This is a genomic window from Rhizorhabdus sp. GW822-FHT03C02 (assembly GCF_058801765.1).
The window spans coordinates 130,404-150,932 of sequence record NZ_JBXANN010000008.1 but is presented as its reverse complement, the minus strand read 5'-3'; the positions used below and the strand labels follow the sequence as shown (position 1 = coordinate 150,932).

General features: G+C 67.4%; 18 protein-coding genes. 6 read left to right on the top strand and 12 right to left on the bottom strand.

Annotated features, from left to right (window positions below; translation table 11 throughout):
• Positions 1-82: 82 nt before the first annotated feature.
• A complete protein-coding gene (gene gspN, locus AC1RM6_RS19735; protein WP_493104350.1) occupies positions 83-841 on the bottom strand; it encodes a type II secretion system protein N in 759 nt (252 codons plus the stop codon).
• Positions 842-888: 47 nt separating this feature from the next.
• On the opposite strand from gspN, the gene AC1RM6_RS19730 reads away from it, so the two are divergent.
• The 3 genes from AC1RM6_RS19730 (at position 889) to AC1RM6_RS19720 (ending at position 3,447) form a co-directional block, all read left to right on the top strand.
• On the top strand, positions 889-1,836 hold the full coding sequence (locus tag AC1RM6_RS19730) for an ABC transporter substrate-binding protein (RefSeq protein WP_493104348.1): 948 nt from the start codon (positions 889-891) through the stop codon (positions 1,834-1,836).
• Between the two features lie 67 nt (positions 1,837-1,903).
• Positions 1,904-2,569 (top strand): prepilin-type N-terminal cleavage/methylation domain-containing protein, encoded by a 666-nt coding sequence (locus AC1RM6_RS19725; RefSeq protein WP_493104346.1) that lies wholly within the window; start codon positions 1,904-1,906, stop codon positions 2,567-2,569.
• Complete coding sequence (locus AC1RM6_RS19720) at positions 2,566-3,447, top strand: type II secretion system minor pseudopilin (protein WP_493104344.1); 882 nt, start codon at positions 2,566-2,568, stop codon at positions 3,445-3,447. The genes AC1RM6_RS19725 and AC1RM6_RS19720 overlap by 4 nt, the downstream gene beginning before the upstream one ends.
• A 20-nt stretch (positions 3,448-3,467) precedes the next feature.
• On the opposite strand, the gene AC1RM6_RS19715 is transcribed toward AC1RM6_RS19720, so the two are convergent.
• A complete protein-coding gene (locus AC1RM6_RS19715) occupies positions 3,468-4,562 on the bottom strand; it encodes a DNA topoisomerase IB (protein ID WP_493104342.1) in 1,095 nt (364 codons plus the stop codon).
• Positions 4,563-4,777: 215 nt separating this feature from the next.
• On the opposite strand from AC1RM6_RS19715, the gene AC1RM6_RS19710 reads away from it, so the two are divergent.
• A complete protein-coding gene (locus AC1RM6_RS19710; RefSeq protein ID WP_493104340.1) occupies positions 4,778-5,002 on the top strand; it encodes a DUF3072 domain-containing protein in 225 nt (74 codons plus the stop codon).
• A 57-nt stretch (positions 5,003-5,059) separates the two neighbouring features.
• On the opposite strand, the gene AC1RM6_RS19705 is transcribed toward AC1RM6_RS19710, so the two are convergent.
• The 4 genes from AC1RM6_RS19705 to AC1RM6_RS19690 form a co-directional block, all read right to left on the bottom strand.
• Entirely contained in the window at positions 5,060-5,599 is a 540-nt protein-coding gene (locus tag AC1RM6_RS19705; RefSeq protein ID WP_493104338.1) for a DUF3617 domain-containing protein, read from the bottom strand.
• Positions 5,600-5,762: 163 nt separating this feature from the next.
• On the bottom strand, positions 5,763-8,477 hold the full coding sequence (locus AC1RM6_RS19700) for a TonB-dependent receptor domain-containing protein (RefSeq protein WP_493104336.1): 2,715 nt from the start codon (positions 8,475-8,477) through the stop codon (positions 5,763-5,765).
• 80 nt (positions 8,478-8,557) lie between these two features.
• Positions 8,558-10,090 carry a beta-helix domain-containing protein gene (locus AC1RM6_RS19695; RefSeq protein ID WP_493104334.1) on the bottom strand — a complete coding sequence of 511 codons (1,533 nt, stop codon included), beginning with the start codon at positions 10,088-10,090 and terminating at the stop codon, positions 8,558-8,560.
• 144 nt (positions 10,091-10,234) lie between these two features.
• Positions 10,235-10,876 carry a prolyl hydroxylase family protein gene (locus AC1RM6_RS19690; RefSeq protein WP_493104332.1) on the bottom strand — a complete coding sequence of 214 codons (642 nt, stop codon included), beginning with the start codon at positions 10,874-10,876 and terminating at the stop codon, positions 10,235-10,237.
• Between the two features lie 154 nt (positions 10,877-11,030).
• Between AC1RM6_RS19690 and AC1RM6_RS19685 the strand changes: the two genes are divergently transcribed.
• The gene (locus AC1RM6_RS19685; protein WP_493104330.1) at positions 11,031-11,708 is read left to right on the top strand and encodes a winged helix-turn-helix transcriptional regulator; all 678 of its coding nucleotides are present in this window, start codon (positions 11,031-11,033) and stop codon (positions 11,706-11,708) included.
• Between the two features lie 48 nt (positions 11,709-11,756).
• Here the strand turns inward: AC1RM6_RS19685 and AC1RM6_RS19680 are convergent, their stop codons facing one another.
• The 6 genes from AC1RM6_RS19680 to AC1RM6_RS19655 form a co-directional block, all read right to left on the bottom strand.
• Positions 11,757-12,077: a hypothetical protein gene (locus tag AC1RM6_RS19680; RefSeq protein WP_493104328.1), complete on the bottom strand. Its 321-nt coding sequence runs from the start codon at positions 12,075-12,077 to the stop codon at positions 11,757-11,759.
• A 118-nt stretch (positions 12,078-12,195) separates the two neighbouring features.
• Entirely contained in the window at positions 12,196-14,304 is a 2,109-nt protein-coding gene (locus AC1RM6_RS19675) for a phosphocholine-specific phospholipase C (protein ID WP_493104326.1), read from the bottom strand.
• Between the two features lie 35 nt (positions 14,305-14,339).
• The gene (gene phnE, locus AC1RM6_RS19670) at positions 14,340-15,335 is read right to left on the bottom strand and encodes a phosphonate ABC transporter, permease protein PhnE (RefSeq protein ID WP_493104325.1); all 996 of its coding nucleotides are present in this window, start codon (positions 15,333-15,335) and stop codon (positions 14,340-14,342) included.
• Positions 15,332-16,135, bottom strand: a complete 804-nt coding sequence (locus AC1RM6_RS19665) for a phosphonate ABC transporter ATP-binding protein (protein WP_493104323.1) — start codon at positions 16,133-16,135, stop codon at positions 15,332-15,334. The genes phnE and AC1RM6_RS19665 overlap by 4 nt, the downstream gene beginning before the upstream one ends.
• Positions 16,132-17,037, bottom strand: a complete 906-nt coding sequence (locus tag AC1RM6_RS19660) for a phosphate/phosphite/phosphonate ABC transporter substrate-binding protein (protein WP_493104321.1) — start codon at positions 17,035-17,037, stop codon at positions 16,132-16,134. Before AC1RM6_RS19660 ends, AC1RM6_RS19665 begins: the two co-directional genes overlap by 4 nt.
• A 111-nt stretch (positions 17,038-17,148) precedes the next feature.
• Positions 17,149-19,308, bottom strand: coding sequence for a TonB-dependent receptor plug domain-containing protein (locus AC1RM6_RS19655; protein WP_493104319.1), 2,160 nt, complete (start codon positions 19,306-19,308; stop codon positions 17,149-17,151).
• A gap of 240 nt (positions 19,309-19,548) precedes the next feature.
• On the opposite strand from AC1RM6_RS19655, the gene AC1RM6_RS19650 reads away from it, so the two are divergent.
• A complete protein-coding gene (locus tag AC1RM6_RS19650; RefSeq protein WP_493104317.1) occupies positions 19,549-20,430 on the top strand; it encodes a MurR/RpiR family transcriptional regulator in 882 nt (293 codons plus the stop codon).
• Positions 20,431-20,529 lie beyond the last annotated feature (99 nt).

Below are 20,529 nucleotides of genomic sequence, written 5' to 3'. Positions count from 1 at the left end.
GGCCGCGCTATCCATGTCGCGCAAACCCCTCCACCATCCTGCGGATGGTCCCCCTCCCCACGCTTCGCGTAGGGAGGATTTTCTACAGATCCGTCTCGATCTTCATGCCGCTGCCCGGCACCGCGAAGGGCAGCACCGCGGCGCCCTGCTCGGTGGTCATCAGGCTCAGATGGCCGGCCGGATTCAGTCCGCCGACGAGCAGCGGCTGGCGCGTCTGGCCGGCGGCGGCGAGGTTGATCACCGCCATGCCGTCGGTCTGCTGCAGGTCGAGCGCGAGCGCGGGGACCGCGACCGCGGGCGCGCCGCCGGCGGCCTGGCAGACGCCGGGATCGCTGCGCACCCGGCCTTCGAGCCGCTGGTCGCTGCCGCCGAGCCTGATCTCCTTGATGTCGACCTGCAGCCGCATCGCGCAGGCGAAGCTGAAGCCGCCGACCCGCTGCAGCAGCCCGCCATCGGCGGTGCCGCTGACATCCTCGATCCGCTTGCTGCCGGGGCGCAGCAGCGCGCGGCCGGCGAGCGCCGACCCGGGGCCGGTCACCTCCCAGTCGACCGCGAAGCCGAAGGCGAACAGGCTGCGCAGCGGCGCCCAGCGCCATTCGATGCGGTTATTGGCGTCGACCGGCGCGGTTCCGTGCCACAGGGTGCCGCTGGCATCGGGCAGCGGCACCGCGACCTGCGCCGGGATCGTCGCGACCAGCGCCGCCAGCCAGGCGGCGACGCCGACGCCGGTGAGTATGAGAATGCGCCGGTTGCGCGCGTAGCGCGAGGGAACGGGCAATGAATCGGGATAGGCGTCAACTGCTGGCGGCGCTGCCGGCTGCGCTTCTGGCTGGTACGGCATCGATATTTCCATCCTCTTCGGCGTCGGCGCAGAAGGCGGCGCCCCGGATGAAGGTCAAGGCGGCGCTGCTCGCGCCGCTGACCGGCCCGGCGGCCGCGATCGGGCTGAGCATGCAGCGGGCGGCGCTGCTTGCGCAAGCGGCGGGTGCCAAGCCCGACGAATTGATCGTGCTCGACACCGGCGGCAGCGCCGACGGCGCGGCGGCGGCGGCGAAGCAGGCGGTCAAGCGCGGCGCGCGGATCATCATCGGGCCGCTCTACGCCGCCGAGACCAGCGCGGTGATCGCGACGGTCGGCGCGGGCTTCCCGCTGCTCAGCCTGAGCAACGACGAGCGGCTCGCGGGCAGCGGCGCCTTCCTGATGGGCATCACCGCCACCCAGAGCGTCAGCGCGATCCTGCGCTATGCGCGCAGCCGCGGGGTGCGGCGGGTCGCGATCCTCGGCGGCAGCTCGCCCTGGGCGGTCCAGGGCGCCGCGGCGGCGCAGGCCCAGCGTAGCGGGCTCGAGATGGTACTTGTCGCGCCCGATGCCCCCGATCTGCTCGCGGCGCTGCGCCGCGCCGGAAAAGGCGACCTGCCCGACGCGCTGCTGGTGACCGAAGGCGGCGACGCACTGTCGGCGGCGGCGCGCGCGATCCAGGGCAGCAATCTGCAACTGCTCGGCAGCCAGCAGGCGCTCGACCATCCCGCCCCCGGCGCGATCGGCGCCTGGGTCGCCGGACCCGATCCGCGCGCCGCCGGCGATTTCGCGACCCGCTACCAGGCCAAGGCCGCGGGCAGTTCGCCCGGCAGCATCGCGACGCTCGCCTTCGACGCCGCCAATATCGTCGAGCTGCTGCGCCGCGGCGGCACCGTCGACCGCGCCGCGCTGCTCGCCGCCACCGCCTTTCCCGCGGTCACCGGCCCGATCCGCTTCCAGACCGACGGCACCGCGCTGCGCGAACTGGCGATCCTCGTCGCCGGGCTCGACGGATTCACCGCCGTCGACCGTGCCTGAGCGGGTCGGCTCGTCCCTGATGATGTGGGGAATATCTTCTGAGCCTTCTCCCGCTTGCGGGAGAAGGTTGGATGAGGGTCTTCTTCCTTTTCTTCTGCACTTTTCCTGTCGCAGGCGCGAAAGGCAGAAGAAGACCCTCACCCGGCCTCTCCCGCAAGCGGGAGAGGGGCAGAAGGGGAAGACCTTCCGCGGGCACCAGCACGAAGCCGGCTTCACCCTGGTCGAACTGCTGATCTCGCTCGCCCTGTTCGCGCTGATCGCGATGGCGGGGCTGGCGCTGGTCGAGGGGCTGCTCGGGATCCAGCATCGCACCGAGGGGCGGCTCGACCGGCTCGCCGAGATCCAGCGGGCGATGTTCGTGCTCGACAATGATCTCGGACAGATCAGCGCCGGCCCGCTCGAAGGGCAGGGCGACCGGTTGAGCTTCAACCGGCCGGTCGCGGCGGTCGGCGGGCTGCCGGTGCGGGTCGGCTATGCGCTGGGCGGCGGGACGCTCGCGCGCAGCCTCGAAGGGCGCGGGCTGCCGGGCGGGGCGCAGCATCTGCTCGGCGGAGTCGCGTCGCTGCGCTGGAGCTTCTACGCCCCGGGGGTGGGCTGGGCCGACCATTGGCCGCCCAATCCCGACATGGACAAGAAATGGCCGACCGCGATCGCCGCCGATATCGCGCTGGCGCCGGGCGCCGGGCCGACCGGTTCGCTGCGGCGGGTCGTCGCGCTGCCGGCGCAGCCATGAGCAGAAAAGCGCCCGCGATGCGCGACGACGAACAGGGGATGATCCTGGTCAACGTGCTGCTGTTCGTCGCGATCGCCAGCGGCATCCTGCTGCTGATGATCTCGGTCGAAGACAGCGCGCTCGAACGCGGGCTCAAGATGCGCGAGGCGGCCCGCGCCCAGGCGGTCGCGCGCGGCGGCGAGGTGTCGGCGATCGTCGCGCTGCGCCGCGACGGGGTGGTCGCCCCCGACACCGACAGCCGCGCCGAACCCTGGGCGGCGCTCGCCGAGCGCAGCGCGCCGATCGACGGCGGCACCTTCGACCTGGCGATCGCCGACGCCCAGTCGCGTTTCAACATCAACGCGCTGATGACCGGTGACGCGACCTCGGTCGAGATGATGCGGCGGATCGCGGTGCTGGCGGGGATCCCCGAGACCGAGGTGCCGCGCGCGATCGGGCTGGTGCGGACGATGGGGCCGATCAGCGATTTGAGGCCGCTGCGGCTCGCCGGGCTGACCCCGGCGCAGATGGCGATCCTGTCGGGGCTGATCACCGCGCTGCCCTATACCGGCAAGATCAATCTCAACGCCGCAAGCGAGCCGATGCTCGCGCTGCTGATCAACGATCCGTTCAAGGCGCGCCGCCTCGTCGCGCTGCGCGACCGGCAGGGCTATGTCACCGCCGCCGACCTCGCCACGATGGAGATCACCGTCCCGGTCGGCACCGGCTTCACCTCGGACCTGTTCTGGGTCCGCACCCGGGTGCGGATCGGCGACACCAGCCAGCAGCTCACCAGCCTGATCGCGCGCAAGGATGCGCCGGGCGGGGGCAAGATCGTGACGGTTGTCGGGCGCTGGTGGGGGAGTTCGCCGCCCGATCAGGCGCCGGCCTTGCCATAAGCGCGGCATGATCGCCGGTATCAAGCGGCTTTGGCCGCAAGCCGCCGCTGCAGGAAAGCGAGCACGACCGCCTCTTCGGGCTTGAGCTCGGCGACGTCGTCGCGCAGCGCCTGCTCGACCTCAGCGCGCGCCTCGAGCACCAGCGCATCGCCGAGATAGCTCTCGAAGATTTCGGGATGGATATAGCATTTGCGGCAGACGGTCGGGGTGTTGCCGAGCCGGGCGGCGACCGACTCGATCGCGGTGCGGATGTTCTTCTTCGCGGCGGCCTCGCTGTCGACGGTCTCATATTCGGCGAGCGCCATCGCCGCGAGCACGGTGCCGGTCCAGGTCCGGAAATCCTTGGCGGTGATGTCCTTGCCCGAGATTTCCTTGAGATAGGCGTTGATGTCGCCCGAACTCACCTCATGCTGCTCGCCGGCATCGTCGACATATTGAAACAGATGCTGGCCGGGCAGGTCCTGGCTAGCCTTGACGATCTTCGCGACGCGGCGGTCCTTGATGCCGAGCTGCCACTGCTTGCCGCTCTTGCCCTTGAAGCGGAATTTCAGTTCGGATCCGACGACCGCGACATGGCGGTCGAGCAAAGTGGTGAGGCCATAGCTCTTGTTCGCTTTGGCATAATCCTCGTTGCCGACGCGGATCATGGTCGTTTCGAGCAGGCGCACGACGGTCGCCAGCACCTTCTCGCGGGGCAGACCCTTCAGCGCCATATGCGCGTCGACGCTCCTGCGGATCGCCGGCAGCGCCGCGGCGAAGTCGAGCATATGCTCATATTTGGTGCTGTCGCGGACCGCGCGAAAGGTCTCGTGATAGCGATATTGTTTGCGGCCCTTGGCGTCGCGGCCGGTCGCCTGGATATGGCCGCGCGCGCTCGGACAGATCCAGACGTCGGCATAAGCCGGCGGGATCGCGAGCTTGCGGATGCGGGCGAGCGCTTTCGGGTCGGTCACGGGCTTGCCGTTGGGCAGACGATAGCTGAAATTCTTGCCGCGCTTGTGGCGGCTGATGCCGCGCTGGGTGTCGCTGACATAGAGCAGCCCCGCCTGTTCGGCGGCCTCCTGCGGATCGACGATCGCGCCGGCTTCGGCGGCTTCGGGAAGGGCCGCAGTCATGCGTCGATCGCCTTGCGAAGAAGGGCGATCGGAGCGGGACCAGATTCAGTCAGCGTCATGTCGGTCCTTCGCCTGTGAAAGATGCGCGTGCGGCGCGTGCGGGACAGGCTCAACGCTGCGCGCGCGCTTCGGTCGCATGTCCATTTTCGTCGGTCGCAACGGGAACCCGATCGCCGCTGCAGGGTTGGAACATAACAAGAACATATGAGGCGAACATGAGCGAGACCCCGCATAATCCGAAGCTCGACGAGCATCCCGGCTCGAACACCGAAAAGGACCCCGACAACTGGGTATCGGGGGGCGATCCGATGACGGGTGCGCAGGAATCCTATCTGACGACCTTGTCCGAAGAGGCCGGGGTCGAACCGCCACCGGCGGATCTCAGCAAGGCCGATGCATCGAAACAAATCGATGCGCTCAAGGACAAGCTCGACCTGTAGGCGAATCTTCGAGAATGGAGGCCCGGCCGCTCGTGAGAGCGGTCGGGCCTCGCAGGCTCAGGCGCCCTGCCTGGTTTCGCCGACCTTCATGCCGGCCGGGCAGGCGCCGACATATTCGGCGTCGGCCGAGGACTTCACCGCCTGCTGGGCGGCAGGCGGGAGGTTGGGACCGCTCATCTTCGTCGTCAGCTCGGTCTTGTAGCGTGTCGAGAAATCGCCGCTGACCGTGCCCTGGATCGTCATGCCCATGCCGTTGGCGGTGCAGGCCATGTCGATCGTATAGCCGTCCGTGGTCGGCACGATCGAATTTTTCGAGCAGTCCTGGCCGGGCTGCGGCGGCGGGGCGAACGGATTGCTGCCCGGGGTGGGCTCGCCGAAGCAGGTGCGCATCGTCATCGGCTGCGGCATGCCCGCGGCGGTGACGGTCATCTTCCACAGCCCGGCTTTGGGCATGCGAGCGATCGCGGCTTCCTGGGTGGCCGGGACCGCGGTCGATCCGCCGGCGTTGCCGCCGGCCTGGTCGCCCTTGCCCGAGCAGGCACCCAGGGCGAGCAGCGCCGCGGCCGCCGTGCAGGTGGCCATCTTGTTGAAATACATTGTCGATCCCCTCGTTATTTCAGGCCCGCCAATGGTGTCGGCGAGCATGGGTGTAACCATCGGGGCATCGAAACGTGCCGCCCTCAAGATCCAGAGCGTGCGAACGAAAAAAAGGGCGGGCGACCTTTCGGTCCCCCGCCCTGCATTCGCGCTTCCGACGGGATCAGAAGTTCGCGGTGAGCCCCAGCGAGAAGCTGCGGCCGATGTCATATTTGTTGAGGTAGACGATGTTGCTGCCCGACTTCTGGAATTCCTTGTAACCGGTGCCGGTGAGGTTGCGGGCTTCGGCCTTGAGTTCGAATTCGGTGCCGAGCAGGGTGAAGCCCTGACGGGCGACGAAGTCGAGGCGGAAGCCGGGCTTTTCGGTGATGTCGGGCTGGCGCGCCTGGCCCTGGATCGGGCCGCGGTTGGTGACGCGCTCGCTGGCATAGTTGAGCAGCCAGGTGATCTGCGACAGCCGCTCGGTGTCCTCGAAGCTGAACTGCAGATTGGCGATATGGTCCGACTGGCCGGTGAGCGGCGCGCCGTCGCGGAACAGGGTGTTGGCCGCGACCGGCGACAGGTCGGGGCCGATCACCGTCGATCCGTCGACCTTCAGCTTCGACTTGGTGTAGGTGTAGTTGGCGATCAGCACGAGGCGCTTGGTCGAGAAGAAATCGCCCGAGATGAAATCGAGCGGGACATGCTTTTCGAGTTCGACCTCGGCGCCGTAGAGCTGGGCCTCGGGCGCATTGGCGAAACCGGTGCGCAGCACGCCGCCGCCGGCGAAGAAGGCCGCTGCCTCGATCGGATTGTCGAGCTTCTTGTAGAAGCCCGCCAGCGACACGCGCTGCCCGCGATCGAAATAATATTCGAAGCGCGCCTCGCCATTGTAGAGCTGGCTGTCGGTCAGGAACGGGTTGCCGGTGAACTGCCGGTCGCTGTCGAAATCCTGGTAGATCTGGCGCGCGAGCTCGCGGAACTGCGGCCGGGCCACCGTCTTCGACGCCGCGACGCGGAACTGCATGTTCTCGGCGAAATTATAGGTCAACGTCGCGGCGGGCAGGAAATAGCCCTTGGCGATCTTGGTGCCGCTGCCGGCATCGGGCGTGACCTGTTGGACCGCGTCCTCATAGCGGACGCCGGCCTGGAGCCGGAGGCCGCCACCGAGTTCGGCTTCGCCTTGCGCATAGGCCGCGTGAATCTCGAGCCCGGCGTCATAGGCGCGCGCGCCTTCGGCGCCCGACACGTCGCGCAGCTGGATGTTGTAGGTGTAGATATTATAGTCCGACACCAGATAGTCGGGCCGCTCCTGCGCCACCGCGAACGGCAGCGCGCCGGTCGGACGGAAATATTGGAACTGGTAGCGCGTCGACTGGCGCTTGGTGTTGGTATAGGCATAGCCGGTCGAATAGGTGCCGGTGATCGCGCCATCGAGCTTGTAGGCGAAGTCGATGCCGCCGGCATAGACATCCTCGTTGAGGTTGCTGAACGCGATATCGGCCGACTGCCCGCCCGAGGCGAGGTTGTTGACATAATCCTTGGCGACATCGCTGTACGCATAGCTGAAGCCGCGCTCATAAGGGCTTTCGCGCTGCGAATTGGCATAGGTCGCGCGCAGATCGATGCTGGCCGGGCCGAAACGCAGCTCGCCGACGAACTGGGTGTCGATCAGCTGGCGCTCGAACCAGTAGGTGTTCTGCTTGATCAGCTGGTCGGGCTGGCCGGCGACCGGATCGGCGACGCTGCGGTCATAGCCCGAGGCGAGGCGGCCCTGCTTGACGGTGTCGCGGATGAACAGGTTGGTCCAGCGGAACTTGTGGTCCTCGACTTCGGCGCCGAAGCCGAGCAGGCCGTTCACCGTGACATGGTTTTCGGTGATCACGGTCTCGAACTCGCGCTGCGGGATGCCGCCGAGATCGGGATCGAGCGAGGCCTGCTGGAGCACGTCGCGGGTGCGCCATTCATTGTCGAAGCCGAAGCCCGCGAGCACACCGATGCGGCCGCTGTCGGTGTCAAGCGAGGTGCCGGCGCTGATGTCGGCCGAGAAATTGGCCGGGATGTTGCGGTTGCGCTGGAGCAGGGTGGTGTCGGCGTTCTGCAGGCTTGCGGCGAAGCCCTGGAGGTCGGCGGCGCTGTAGGTCGATCCCTGGACGATCGGGACCGTCCCCGAATTCTTCAGCGCGCTCTTCAGCCCCTTCGGCACGTCGCGGGTGCCGTCGTCGAAGCCGAACCAGTCATAGTCGCTGCCATAATAGGTATAGCCGAGATTGCCGGTGGTCACGGTGTCGCCCGAGATCGAGCCGCCGATCGACAGGAAGGGCTCGTTCGGGATCGCCTTGGTGGTGAGGTTGATCACGCCGCCGCCGAACTCGCCGGGATAGTTCGCCGAATAGCTCTTCTGGACCAGCGACGAGGCGAGGATGCTGGTCGGGAAGATGTCGAGCGGGATGACGCGCTTGAGCGGCTCGGGGCTCGGCAGCGGCAGGCCGTTGAGCAGCGCCAGCGAGTAACGGTCGCCGAGGCCGCGGACATAGACGAAGCCATTGCCGACGACGCTGAGCCCGGTGACGCGCTGGAGCGCGCCCGCGATGTCGCCGTCGCCGGTACGGGCGATGTCGGCTGCCGACAGCACCGAGATGACCTGCGGGGTCGCCTTGATCGAATTCGGGATGTTGCGCCCGGTCACGACGATCTCGCTGCCGTCGCCGGCGCCGCCGGTGGTCGAGATCTCGACCTGTTCCTGTGGGTCGTCGGTCGTCGATGCGTCAGGGATAGCGCCGGCCGGCTTGGCGGCGGGCGGCGTTGCGGGCGCGGCGTTCTGGGCGAAGATCGCCGCAGGCGACAGCAGCGCCGTCGACATCAGCAGGATACGCCCGAGGGCGAGAGGATTGGTCATCGAATGTCCCCGTTCGGAAATGAGCGAACGGGCGGCGAGCGCTTTCGCGACCGCCGCCCGTCAAATCAGGCAAGCGCCGGTCAGTTGGTCGGGATCGCCGTGCAGGCCGCGCTGGTGCTGCCGAACGAAGCGGTTACCGAGTTGCACGCCCAGCCGGCGTACCAGGTGTCGGATGCGTCACGGACTGCACCGATATAGGTGGTGGCGACCATGAAGCTGCCGAGCGTCGAGGCGTTGAACGGGGTCACCGCACGCTCGTTGGCACCGTCGACGAAGACGTTGGTCAGGGTCGAGGTGAAGGCCGGGTTGTTGTTGGTGCCGGCGGTGAAGATCGTCTGCACCGCCGCTTCGTTGCCGTCGGCGCGGTAGGGCGCGGTGGCGCACGCCAGCACGACCGAGTTGAACACCGGCGGGCCGACATCGTCGAGGCCGGTATTGGCCGCGCGGGTGGTGGTGGTGCCGGTCTCGTCGATGTCGAGGCAGCTGCCGGTGCCGGTGACGACGCCGTTGACCATCGTATAGTCGGTGCCGCCGCGCAGCAGCATGACGTTGCCGCCCTGGACCGTCGAGCGCTGGACGAAGGTGAAGTTGGCGAGGCGGGTGTTCTGGCGCGGCAGCGCGTCTTCGTTGCCGTTCGAGTCCGCTTCGATCATCGAGTCGCCGTTCTGGGCGTCGCGCTGGACCGCGATCACGAACTGGACGAAGCCCTTATAACCGAGATCGGTATCGAGCGCGTCGTCGTCGGCGGCGGTCATGATCAGATATTTCAGATTGGCGCGGCCGCCGAAGATCTCGATGCCGTCATCCGAGCTGTTGTGGACCTGGATATGGTCGAGGGTGGTGCCGCTGCCGACGCCGCCCAGGGTCAGGCCCTGCAGTTCGTTGCCCGGGGCGATCGCGAAGCCCGAATAGCGGATCTGGACATATTGCAGCGTGCCGCTGTTGTCGTCGGCGACGGCGCCGCCATAGAGCGAGCTGGTGGTGCCTTCGATCACATTCTGGCACTGCGCGCTGCCGCCGGCGACCGCGGTGTTGCAGTCGGAGATCGGGGCGCGGCCGAGCAGGATGATCCCGCCCCACAGGCCCTGGCTGCTGTCGGTGGCGGTGCCGAGGATATTGTCGCGGGCGGTGAAGATGATCGGGCTCGATGCCGATCCGATCGCGTTGAGGCGCGAGCCGCGGTTGACGACCAGATAGTCGTTGCCGGCCGAGGCGAAGATCACGACGCCGGGCTGGATCGTCAGGGTCGCGCGGCTGCCGCCGGCGGCGGCGCCGTCACCGCCGATGTCGGTGCCGACATTGACCGGGCCGGCGAGCGAATAGACGACGCCGGGGAGCTTCTGGACGGTGTAGTCGGCGTTGATGCGGCCCGACAGTTCGCAGTTGCGCAGCGCGGCGGTGATGGTGCCGCGGTCGATCGTGCCGGTCGGGCAGCTTGCGGCCGCCTGGCCCGGGGTGGGCGTCGGGGTCGGGGTGGGGGTCGGAGTGGGCGTCGGGGTCGGCGTCGGCGTGATGATCGTGCCTTCGCCGGGCGAAGCGACATCGTCGGCGCCGCCGCAGGCCGTCAGCGCGAGCGCGCTGCCGAGCATCAGGATGGTGCGGAAATAGTTCATGATAGCCCCTTTGCTTGTCCGGGGGGCGTGCCGATTCGTCGGCCGCACCCGTCGAGGCATGCAGTTAGGGGCGGCTCATGGCCGATTTGTTACAACAGGCTTACGTCATTGTGACATACGCCGCGATCGCAATTTAGATTGGCGTTATGTGGGCCATCGTCGCTCGCGATACCATTTGGTGATCACATATTTCGCGCCGCGGCGCACCTTCATCCCGGCATGGAGGGTGAGCGGATTGGGGGCGCCGTCGCGAGCGATGTTCGCCCAGACGACGAGCTTGCCGATTTCGGGCTGGATGGTGCGGTCAAGATGGCGGAAGCGGGTGGCGCCGCCCGCGCCGGGGACGTTGAGATAGAGCATCGCCGTCCAGGTCCGCTGTCCGCTGTCGGCGCAATATTGGAGATAGTCGAAGCCGTTGGGCTCGAAATAGTCGGTATGGTCGCGAAACTCGTTGCCGACCTCGTATTTCTGGCCCTGGAGCGGTTCGCCGAAGGCGGGGTCGATGCCGAGCAGCGCCGACAGCATATCATCGAGCTCGACGGTCCGCGGATCGGACGGGGCGAGGTCGCAGGTCTTGCTGGTGCGGAAGCCGGATTCGCCACGGTCGTCGGCAATCGTCGACGGGCGGTTGTCGCGGTCGATCAGCGCGACCAGCGCGGCGCAGCGTTCGGGATCGAGGAAGTCGCGCAGCACGAACAATTCGGCCCGGGCATTGGGCAGGCGCTGCGCACCCCGGCGCAGCATCGCGTCCACCACCGGACCGATCGGATCGGATATCGTCGCCATTGCGCCGGACTCTCTATGATCGGACGCGGCCGCGCGCCATCGGCGATTTCATACGCCTGTCATAATTTGGCGACATAAACGCAAACATCGGCGCCAGAGAAATCCAACCGTTCGCGGCGCATTCCACATCGCAGGCTAGCGTTCACACAGCGTGATGAAGCAGATTCTCGTCCTCGATCAAAGCCATAAAGTCATGCGCGCGATCCAGTCGTGCAAGTCCGCGACGCCGGAGGATTATGTCGAGGTCGCCGATCTCGACGAGATCGAGCAGCGGCTCGCGGGGCATCCGGTCGACGCGATCATCATCGGACGGCTGCCGCGCGACATCGCCCGGGCCGACGCCTGCGCGCGGATCCGGCGCTCGGCGCGGGCGCGCCGGACGCAGCTGATCGTCGCGGTACCGCGCAGCGCGCCGCGCACCCGGGCGCGCTGTTTCGAGGAGGGCGCCGACGCGGTGATCGACGAACCGGTGAGCGGCGAGGTGATCGTCTCGCTGCTCGGCGAACGCCGACGGCGCTCGGATCATCGCCGGACGATGCTCGCCTTCGGCGATCTCGTGATGCGCCCCGACGAGCGCAAGGTCAGCGCGCGGGGGCTGCCGCTGGCGCTCACCCCGGCGGCTTACGGGCTGCTCCACATCTTCCTCGAAAATCCGCGCCAGGCGCTCAGCCGGCACGAACTGATCGACCGGTTGGGCCGCGGCGGGATCACCAGCGGCCGGACGATCGACTCGCTCGTCCGCCGGGTGCGCGCGGCGCTGTCCGAGGTTGGTTTCCCCGATCCGTTCGTGGCGGTGCCGCGGGTCGGCTACAGCCTGGGCATGCCGCACTGATTGCAGGGACATGGCGTAATTGAGGTTGCCACGTCCCTGCAACGGCAATCAGTTGCCGTCGGCGTCGACCATGAACCACATCGGCTTGCCGCGAGACTCCGGGTCCCATCCGGCGGCCACCGCGGCGCGAATGCCGCGGGCGAGGATGGCGTCGTTGATCTGGAGCCGGCCGCGCTGCAATCCTTTCAGCAGGCGTTTCGGCGGGGGAAATTCGAGCAAGGCTCCGCGCTGGGTGTCCTTCTGGAGCAGGGCGACGGTCATGCCCTGCCAGCCTTCGGACTCGCTCCATTGCGGCTCGCGCCGGACTTCCCATTCATAGGTGAGTCCTTCGACATCGACGGTGCCGGACAGTTTGTGGGTGTTTGACATGCGGCGTGCCTAGCATGGTTGCGGCCGCAAACCACCCCAGGCTGCCGTTCGTGCGTGTAACGCGGGGACGCTATATCGATTTGAATAGGTATAGTGTCCCCGCAATAGGCGTTCGCGATCAGGTGCGCATGAGGGGGTCGCTGATGCCGTCGAGGCCGCGTTCGAGGCGGCCGGCGAGGCGGGTTTCGAGGCCGGGAAGGACGATCGTCAGGTCGTACCAGTCGTGGCTGTCCTGCACGCTCCACAGATGGCCGACGGTCTTGCCGCCAGCGACCGCGAGCCGGAGCGGGGCGGCCTTGCCATAGAGGTCGCGGTCGAGCAGCGCTTCGGCCGGGGCGGTCGCGCGGTTGTCGAGCGCGATCGCGAGCGCGGGCCGCCTGCCGTCCTGGCGGACCTCGATCCGCGGGGCGGCGGCGGCGCGAACGACGTCGCCGGCGAAGCTGCGCAGGAAGCCGTTATGGCCGAGCACCCACAGGTCGAAGGCCCCGTCGGCATCGGCGGCCCAGACATCGTCGAGCGCCTTGCCGGCCTCGACGGTGTAGCGGCGCGGGATGCGGTCGAGGTGGCGCTTGTCGTAGACGTGGAACACCGCCGCGGCGCTGCCCTGGTTGGCGAAGGCGAGGGTGACGCTGCGCGCACCGGCATCGAAGCGGGCGTCGACCTGCTGGACATAGGGCAAGGCGCGCGAGCGGCGGATGCCGGCTTCCTGGAACAGATCCTCGGGCGCGCGCGGTGGCAGCGCCTTCGGGCGCTTGAGATGTGCGGCGAGGATGTCGACCGAATGGCTGACGTCGGGCAGCGCCGGGAAGCGGGCATCCTCGCGGCCGGCGAAATCGAAGCAGCTCGTCATGTCGCCACACACCGCGCGGTGCCACGGGCTGATCGCCGGAATCGTCACCCCGAAGCGCTTTTCGAGGAACTGGCCGACCGAGGTGTGATCGAAGGTCTCGCTGCTGACCCAGCCGCCCTTGCTCCACGGCGAGACGACGTACATCGGCACCCGCGGGCCGAGCCCCCAGGGGCGGGTGGTGCCCGAGGTCGCGTCGTCGCGCGACAGATACTGGTCCTTGTGGTCGTCGAAATATTCGCCGGCGAGGTTCATCGTCGCCTTGCCGGCCAGCGTCCCGTCGGGGTTGTAGGAGGGCGGGGCCGCGGGCGGCAAATGGTCGAACTGGCCGTCATTCTCGTCGAAGGTCTGGAAGAAGACGGTGCCGCTCCAGACGTCGGGATTGGCGGTCAGCGCGTCGAGCACGCGCGCGGTGAACTCGGCGCCCTCGATCGGGGTCGAGGTGGAGGGATGTTCGGACCATGTCATCGGCGGCAGCACCCAGGAGACCGCGGGCAGGGTGCCGTCGCGGACGTCCTTGGCGAGTTGTTCGAGCGAGAAATGGCGCATGCCCTTTTCATAGAGCGGCGAGCCCGGCTTGGCCTCGCGGAAGCCCTTGAATGCCAGCCCGCCATGCATCGCCCCGGTCCAGTTGTCGTTGGGGTCCTGGTAGATCTTCCAGTCGACCCCCGCCGCCTCGAGCACTTCGGGGATGGTATCCCACTCGAGCGCATTGCCGGCATAGCTGTAGCCGGGCTCGGGCAGCGCCCCCTTGATCCAGCAGCGCAGATTATTGGGCTCGGACCTGTCGTCGCGGCAATTGGCGCCGGTCGCCTGGACCGCCGGATCGAAATTGGAGCCCGACCAGAAGACGATGCGGTTGGGATCGGTGCCGGTGGTGACCGAGCAATGATAGGCGTCGCAGATGGTGAAGGCCTCGGCGAGCGCGAACTGGAAGGGGATGTCCTCGCGGCGATAATAGCCCATCGCATAGTCGGTCTTGAATTTGGGCCATTTGCCGAACTTGCCCTGGTTCCACGCCGCCTGCGCGTCGGCGAAGCTGTGCGGCGTGCCGGGCACCTTGAGGCCGTTGGTGTGGGCGGTGTCGAGATGGAAGGGTGGCAGGTCGCGCGCGCCGTTGCTCTGCCACCAGACCGGCCGGTCGCCTTCGAGCGGGATCGGATGGCGGTCGCCGAAGCCGCGCACCCCCTTCATCGTGCCGAAATAATGGTCGAAGGAGCGGTTCTCCTGCATCAGGATCACGACATGGCGGACATCCCTGATCGTGCCGGTGGTGCGCTTCGCCGGGATCGCCAGCGCGCGGTCGATGCTCGTCGGCAGCAGCCCGGCCGAGCCGGCGATACCGGCGGTCTTCAGGAAATCGCGTCTCGACGTCGACATGATCTTGGGCTCCGGTCGGAAGGGAGGAAAGCGGGTCAAAGCCAGGTGCGCCGCAGCCGCGCCGCGCTGTGATCGAGCAGCAGCACGACGACGAGGATCGCGATCAGGATCGTGCCGACATGGCCATATTCATACATGTCGTAGCGGCCCTTGAGCTCCTGGCCGATGCCGCCGGCGCCGACGAGGCCGATCACCGTCGCCATCCGCACGCTGCGGTCGAGGATGTAGAGGGTGTAGGCAATGAACTGCGGCATCACCTGCGGCAGGATCGCGAAGCGCCAGATCAGCAGCCGTCCCGCGCCGATCGCCTCGAGCGCCTCCTGCGGCTTGGGGTCGGCGCTCTCCATGTCCTCGGCGTAGAATTTGCCGAGGAAGCCGGCGCCGTGCAGCCCGAGCGCGAGCACGCCGGCGATCGGGCCGAAGCCATAAGCGACGACCAGGAACAGCGCGCTGATCAGCTCGGGGATCGTCCGCAGCACGCTCACCACCCCGCGCGCGGCGGTGCGGACCAGCGGGTGCGGGGCGATGTTGCGCGCGCCGAGCAGGCCGAGCGGCAGCCCCATGAGCACCGAGAACAAGGTGCCCCACAAGGCGATCTCGAGCGTTTCGAGCATCTTGACCGCGACATGGCCGAGATAGCCGAACGGCCGCACGAGCATGGTCGCGCGCTCGACATGGCCCGTCATCCGCAGGGTCGCCGGGTCGAGCCGCTCGACGCGTCTCTCGACGGTTTCGAGATGGGCGAACAGCGGCAGGTGATCGGGGTCGAAACCGGCGATGCGGCCGATATCCTCGCGGTCGGAGATCTGGATCGGCACGAGCTGGCCGACGACCCGGCCGAGCCCGTCGGCGACCTGCGACCGTTCGACGAGCCCGAGCGGGGCGAGGACCGCCTCGCCGGTCAGCAGCGCCATCCGGCCCATGTCGAGCCGCGCGCCGGTGAACCACAGCAGCGCCAGCCCGAGCAGCAGGATCGCGACATGGCGCCCGCGATACGGGCTGGGGAAGTTCCAGTCGGCGGCGGCCTTCATTCCGCCGCCTCGCATGCGCCGGGCGTTTCGACCGGCATGCCGACCGCTTCGAGGCGCGGCGCGCCATAGACGCGTTGCGCGACATCGCCATGGAAGGCGTCGGGCGTGCCGTCGAACACCACCCGGCCGGCGGCGAGCGCGACGATGCGATCGGCGAAGGCGCGGGCGAGGTCGAGTTGGTGGAGGCTGCACAGCACGGTGGCGCCCCGCGATCGCGCCTGGCCGCGCAGCAGATCGAGGATCTCGTGCGCGCTGCGCGGATCGAGGCTGGCGACGGGCTCGTCGGCGAGGATCAGCGCCGGATCGCGCATGAAGGCGCGGGCGATGCCGACCCGCTGCTGCTGGCCGCCCGACAGCCGGTCGGCGCGGCGCGCGAGATGCGCCTCGTCGAGGCCGACCGCGGCGAGCAGCGCACAGGCCCTGGCGCGGTGCGCCGCCGGCCAGGCGCCCGACAATGCCCGCCACAAGGGCATGTCGGGGGCGATGCCGGCGATCAGGTTGGTGGCGACGCTGGCGCGCTGGGCGAGCCCGAAATGCTGGTGGATCATGCCGATCCGGGCGCGCAGCGCGGCGAGGGTGGCGCGTTCGACGATCGTCCCGCCGATCAGGACGCGGCCTTCGGAGGGCCGCACCAGCCCGTTGACGGTGCGCAGCAGGGTCGACTTGCCCGCGCCCGAGGCGCCGAGGATGACGCAGAACTGCCCGGCGGGGATGGCGATCGACACGCCGTCGATCGCGCGGGCGCCGCTGGCGAAGCGGACGGTCACGCCCTCGATGCGCAGGTCGACTCCTGTGCTCATCGCTCGGCGGCCTTGCGCAATATCTCGCCCTTCAGCGCATCGTCGACCACCGCCATCTTGCGGGTGGCGGCGGCGAAGCGTTCGGGCGGGAAATGGCCGTCATAACCGTCGACCTGGCCGCCGCCATAGCCGCGGATCATCTCGGGGGTGATGCCGGGGGCCTTGGCGATATTTTCGAACGCGGCCTTGAGCGCCTCGCGCTGCGTCGCCGGCAGCCGGCTGTTGACGATCAGCGGCGGGTAGGGGATCGCTTCGCTGCGCGCGATCACCCTGACCGCGCGCACCCCGGGGGCGTTTTCGCGGACCGCCTTGTCATAGCTGTCGAACGAGAGCGCGGCGGCGTCGACCTGGCCCTGGAGCAGGGCCGCGAGGCTGCCGGCATGGCTGCCGGTCATGCGGATCGCGGCGAGGTCCTTCACCGGATCGATCCCGGCATCGATCAGCATCGTCAGCGGGAAGACGAAGGACGAGGTCGAGTTGACGTCGCCGAACGCGACCCGCTTGCCGCGCAGCTGGGCGATCGTCGCGGGCCCGCCGGGTCTGGCGAACAGGCCGGCATAATAGATCGACTGGCCGTCCTTGACCGCGACCGCGAGCAGCTCGGCGCAGTGGCGATCCTTCGCCTGGAGATAGGTGGTCGGGCCGACGAAGGCGATGTCGGCGGTGCCGTTGCACATCGCCTCGACCACCGCGCCATAGGATTGGGCGACCTTGAGGTCGAAGGCGATGCCGGTGCTGCGGGCGACCGCGTCGAACAGCGGGGTATAGTCGGCGAGCGTCCCGCTTTCGGTGCCGCCGTCGGCGGGAATCAGCAGGACGTGGAGCGCGGCCGGTTTGGGCGCGCACGCCGTTGCCCCCACCATGGCGAGCGCCATCAATCCCGCGATGAACCACCGTCGCATGCTCAACCCTCCTTCGATCGCAAACCCAGCGCGGTACGATCGTCATGTGACAGGCTCGCGTCGCAGCCCCGAAGGGGCGAGCGAGGGACGGAGCGACGCGAGCCCATGGCGTCAAAAGGTCGTGGTGTAGGAGACGTAGAGGCTCTGCGGCTTGCCCTCGAATTCATAGCCGTAGAAATAGGCCGGGCTGTTCAGCGCGATCTCGCCGCGGTTGAAGGCCGAGCCGAAGCGCTGGTTGCCATAGCCGTAGCGCTCGGCATATTTCTCGTCGAACAGGTTGACCACGCGCAGCTGGAAACGGTGCTGCTGCTTGTCGCCGAGCCACAGCGCGAGCGAGGCGTTGACCACCAGATAATTGCCGAAATTGTGGCGCAGCGCGTTGTTGACGCCGCCGGTCGCATATTCGGGCCCCTGGTAGCGCGGATAGAGGGTGGCGTGGAACATCTGGTTCGAACTGTGCCAGGCGACATTGCCGCCGATCATATATTCGGGGGTCTCGTTGATCTGCAGTTTCGATCCGGCGAGCCGGGCCTTCTGCTTGGTGTAGTTGACGTTCATCGAGAAATTCTTGCCGAGGATGACGTCGAGATCGGCGGCGATGCCGCGGATCTGCGTCGTCGCGTCATTGTTGAAATAGGTGTTCGGGGTCAGGCCCGAGGTGCTCTGGATGCGGTTGGTGATGTCGGTGCGGAACAGCCCGGCCTCGGCGTTGATCTGGACCCCGCCGAAATCGCGGCTGAAGCCGACCGCGCCATTATAGGTCTCGGTCTCTTCGGTCTTGAGGTCGGGGTTGCCGACCTGGGTCGGGCTGACCGCGAACAGTTCGTTGGTGCGCGGCAGGCTGTACGAGGTGCCGCCATTGCCGCGGATATAGAAGTCGCCGATCGGCTGGCGGAAACCGAATTTCCAGATCGTCTTCGAGTTGAAGCTCTTGGCGAAATCGGTGCGGACCGCGAGCGAGATCTTGGTGTCGGGGCTGAACGGCAGCACCGGCCGGGCATCGAGATAGACCCCGGTGATCGTCGTGCTGGTGTTGGCGATGTTGAACGCCGGATCGGAGTCGTTCTTGTACGACACCACCTGGACGCCGCCGACCAGCTCGACGATGTTCGGAAAGTTCAGGGTGTTGCGGGCGTTCAGGCCGATCTCGCGGAAGCCGCCGACCTTCGAATCCTTGCCGAAGCCCTTGTTGGGATAGGGGATCGAGCGACCGGTGGCGCTGCCGAAGGCGATCGTCCTGCCGGTCTGGCTGTCGACGCAGTTCGGCCTGATCTTGCAGATCTCGGCGAAGGTCTCGGTGTTGTTGAGCTTGGGGTTGCTCCAATAGCCGGTCAGTTCGGAAAACACATTGTCCGACCAGCGCCGGTCGATGCTCGCATCGACGATCGGGTAGCGCACCCGGTTGGGCGAGTAGGTCTCGTTGTCGGGGAAGGGATCCTGGAACTCGATCTGGGTATATTGGCCGTTGACCCGGAAATTGGTGTCCTCGTCGACCTTCCACAGATATTTGATGCCCAGATTGCCGCGGTTGAGCGGATATTTCTGGATGCCGCCGGCGGCGGCGACATTGTCGACGATGATCGCCGGATCGAAGATGCGCGGTCCGTCGGTCTGGATCGATCCGCCATAGACCATCACGCTGTGGTTGCCGTCGGCGTCGAGCGGGAAGCTGGCATTGCCCCAGATTTCGCGGGTGTTGAACGCGCCATATTGCGCGCCGAATTCGAAGCGCTTGTTGCCGTCGGGCTTCTTGGTGACGAGGCTGATCACGCCGATGCCGCCGTTCGAGCCGAAGAACAGGCTGTTGCCGCCGCGGAACACCTCGACCCGCTCGATCATGTGCGGGTCGATCGTGGTCGATCCCCAGATATCCTCGAGCGCGGGGCCGCGATCGTAGAGCGGGACGCCGTCGAGCACGACCAGCGTGTCGCGATCGCCGCCGCCGTCGAGCCGGATCGTATATTCGCCCTCGTCGGGCGAATAGCCGATATTGGCGCCCTTGATCAGGAACTGGGCGATTTCGGCGAAGTTGGTGGCGCCGGTGCTGGCGATATCCTGCGCATCGACGATCTGGACATTGTTGCCGAAGGTGATCGCCTCGGCGGCGAGTTCGGTGGTCTTCACGGTACGGCCGGTGACGAGGATCGTCGCCTCCTCGTCGGCCGCGGCGGCATCGCCCCCGGCTTCGGCGGCGATCGCCATCGAGGGCAAAGCGCTCGCCGACAGCAGGAGCGCGGTGACGACGGCACATATGTTCGAACGAGGCTGCACTTCTCGGTCCCCCCTGGGCGTGGATGCGGTTGCCATGGGCATCGGGTCGGTCCGACTCGATGCTGCGCCGCGGCAACCGCTGACGAGCCGCAGATAGGAGAGGCGTGTGACATTTGAGTGAATATCACTCAATAATATTATTACATAAAATGAGATTTATATATTGCCTCCTCACGAATCGGCTTTCCCCGGACCGTGCGAGTGAATAAAGCGCATTCCTACGACAGCAGGAGAGACGGCGTGGCCGGCGAGAAGACCAGGAACGGCGATCTGCGCCCCGTCGAAAATGCGCTGGTGCGCATCCGCATCGCCCAGCCGGGCATGGCCAAGGGCGCGCGTCGCATCGCCGACCATATCCTGGCCGATCCCGGCGCGGTCGTCGGCATGTCGGTGACCGAGCTGGCCGAGGCGGTCGGGGTCAGCGAAGGCAGCATCATCAATTTCTGTCGCGGTATCGGCTTGTCGGGCTTCCAGCATCTCAAGCTCAGCCTGGCGCAGGAGACCGTCCAGCCGGTGCAGTTCATCCATGAGGATGTCGGCCGCGACGACGACATGGACACGATCTGCCGCAAGATATTCCATTCGGGGATCCAGGCGCTGCGCGATTCGCTGTCGGTGCTCGACCCGCCGTCGCTGAGCCGCGCGGTCGATGCGGTGCGCGCGGCGAAGCGGATCGAGATCTACGGCATCGGATCGTCGGCGCCGATCGCCGAGGACACCCATTATCGGATGTTGCGGATCGGGCTCGACGCGCGGGTCGTCACCGACAGCCATATCCAGGCGATCAGCGCGTCGCGCTGCGACCCCGATGTCGCGGTGCTGACGATCTCGCACAGCGGCGCGACCCACGAGACCGTCGCCGCGACCAGGCTCGCCAAGGAGGCGGGGGCGACGACGATGGTGATCACCAACTATGCGCGGTCGCCGATCCAGGCCTATGCCGACATCGTGCTGTTCACGATGGCGCGCGAGACCCGGTTCCGCACCGAGGCGATGGCGAGCCGGATCGCCCAGCTGTGCGTCGTCGACGCGCTGATCGCCGCGCTCGCGCTCGCCGATTACGAGCGGTCGACCGAAGCGCTCAGGCAGACGTTCGACGTTCTTTCGATCAAAAGATTTTGATCGGCCCTCAAACGCCGGGCGGGGCGCATCCGCGCCCCTGGGCTTCCTCGCAATAAGCTCGGGCGCGCGTTCGCGCTTGCGGACCCTGCGGGTCCGTTG

Coding starts and splice junctions, on each gene's coding strand:
- gspN (WP_493104350.1), bottom strand. CDS start 841: ATGCCGTACCAGCCAGAAGCGCAGCCGGCAGCGCCGCCAGCAGTTGAC.
- AC1RM6_RS19730 (WP_493104348.1), top strand. CDS start 889: ATGAAGGTCAAGGCGGCGCTGCTCGCGCCGCTGACCGGCCCGGCGGCC.
- AC1RM6_RS19720 (WP_493104344.1), top strand. CDS start 2,566: ATGAGCAGAAAAGCGCCCGCGATGCGCGACGACGAACAGGGGATGATC.
- AC1RM6_RS19715 (WP_493104342.1), bottom strand. CDS start 4,562: ATGACTGCGGCCCTTCCCGAAGCCGCCGAAGCCGGCGCGATCGTCGAT.
- AC1RM6_RS19710 (WP_493104340.1), top strand. CDS start 4,778: ATGAGCGAGACCCCGCATAATCCGAAGCTCGACGAGCATCCCGGCTCG.
- AC1RM6_RS19705 (WP_493104338.1), bottom strand. CDS start 5,599: ATGTATTTCAACAAGATGGCCACCTGCACGGCGGCCGCGGCGCTGCTC.
- AC1RM6_RS19700 (WP_493104336.1), bottom strand. CDS start 8,477: ATGACCAATCCTCTCGCCCTCGGGCGTATCCTGCTGATGTCGACGGCG.
- AC1RM6_RS19695 (WP_493104334.1), bottom strand. CDS start 10,090: ATGAACTATTTCCGCACCATCCTGATGCTCGGCAGCGCGCTCGCGCTG.
- AC1RM6_RS19690 (WP_493104332.1), bottom strand. CDS start 10,876: ATGGCGACGATATCCGATCCGATCGGTCCGGTGGTGGACGCGATGCTG.
- AC1RM6_RS19685 (WP_493104330.1), top strand. CDS start 11,031: ATGAAGCAGATTCTCGTCCTCGATCAAAGCCATAAAGTCATGCGCGCG.
- AC1RM6_RS19680 (WP_493104328.1), bottom strand. CDS start 12,077: ATGTCAAACACCCACAAACTGTCCGGCACCGTCGATGTCGAAGGACTC.
- AC1RM6_RS19675 (WP_493104326.1), bottom strand. CDS start 14,304: ATGTCGACGTCGAGACGCGATTTCCTGAAGACCGCCGGTATCGCCGGC.
- phnE (WP_493104325.1), bottom strand. CDS start 15,335: ATGAAGGCCGCCGCCGACTGGAACTTCCCCAGCCCGTATCGCGGGCGC.
- AC1RM6_RS19665 (WP_493104323.1), bottom strand. CDS start 16,135: ATGAGCACAGGAGTCGACCTGCGCATCGAGGGCGTGACCGTCCGCTTC.
- AC1RM6_RS19660 (WP_493104321.1), bottom strand. CDS start 17,037: ATGCGACGGTGGTTCATCGCGGGATTGATGGCGCTCGCCATGGTGGGG.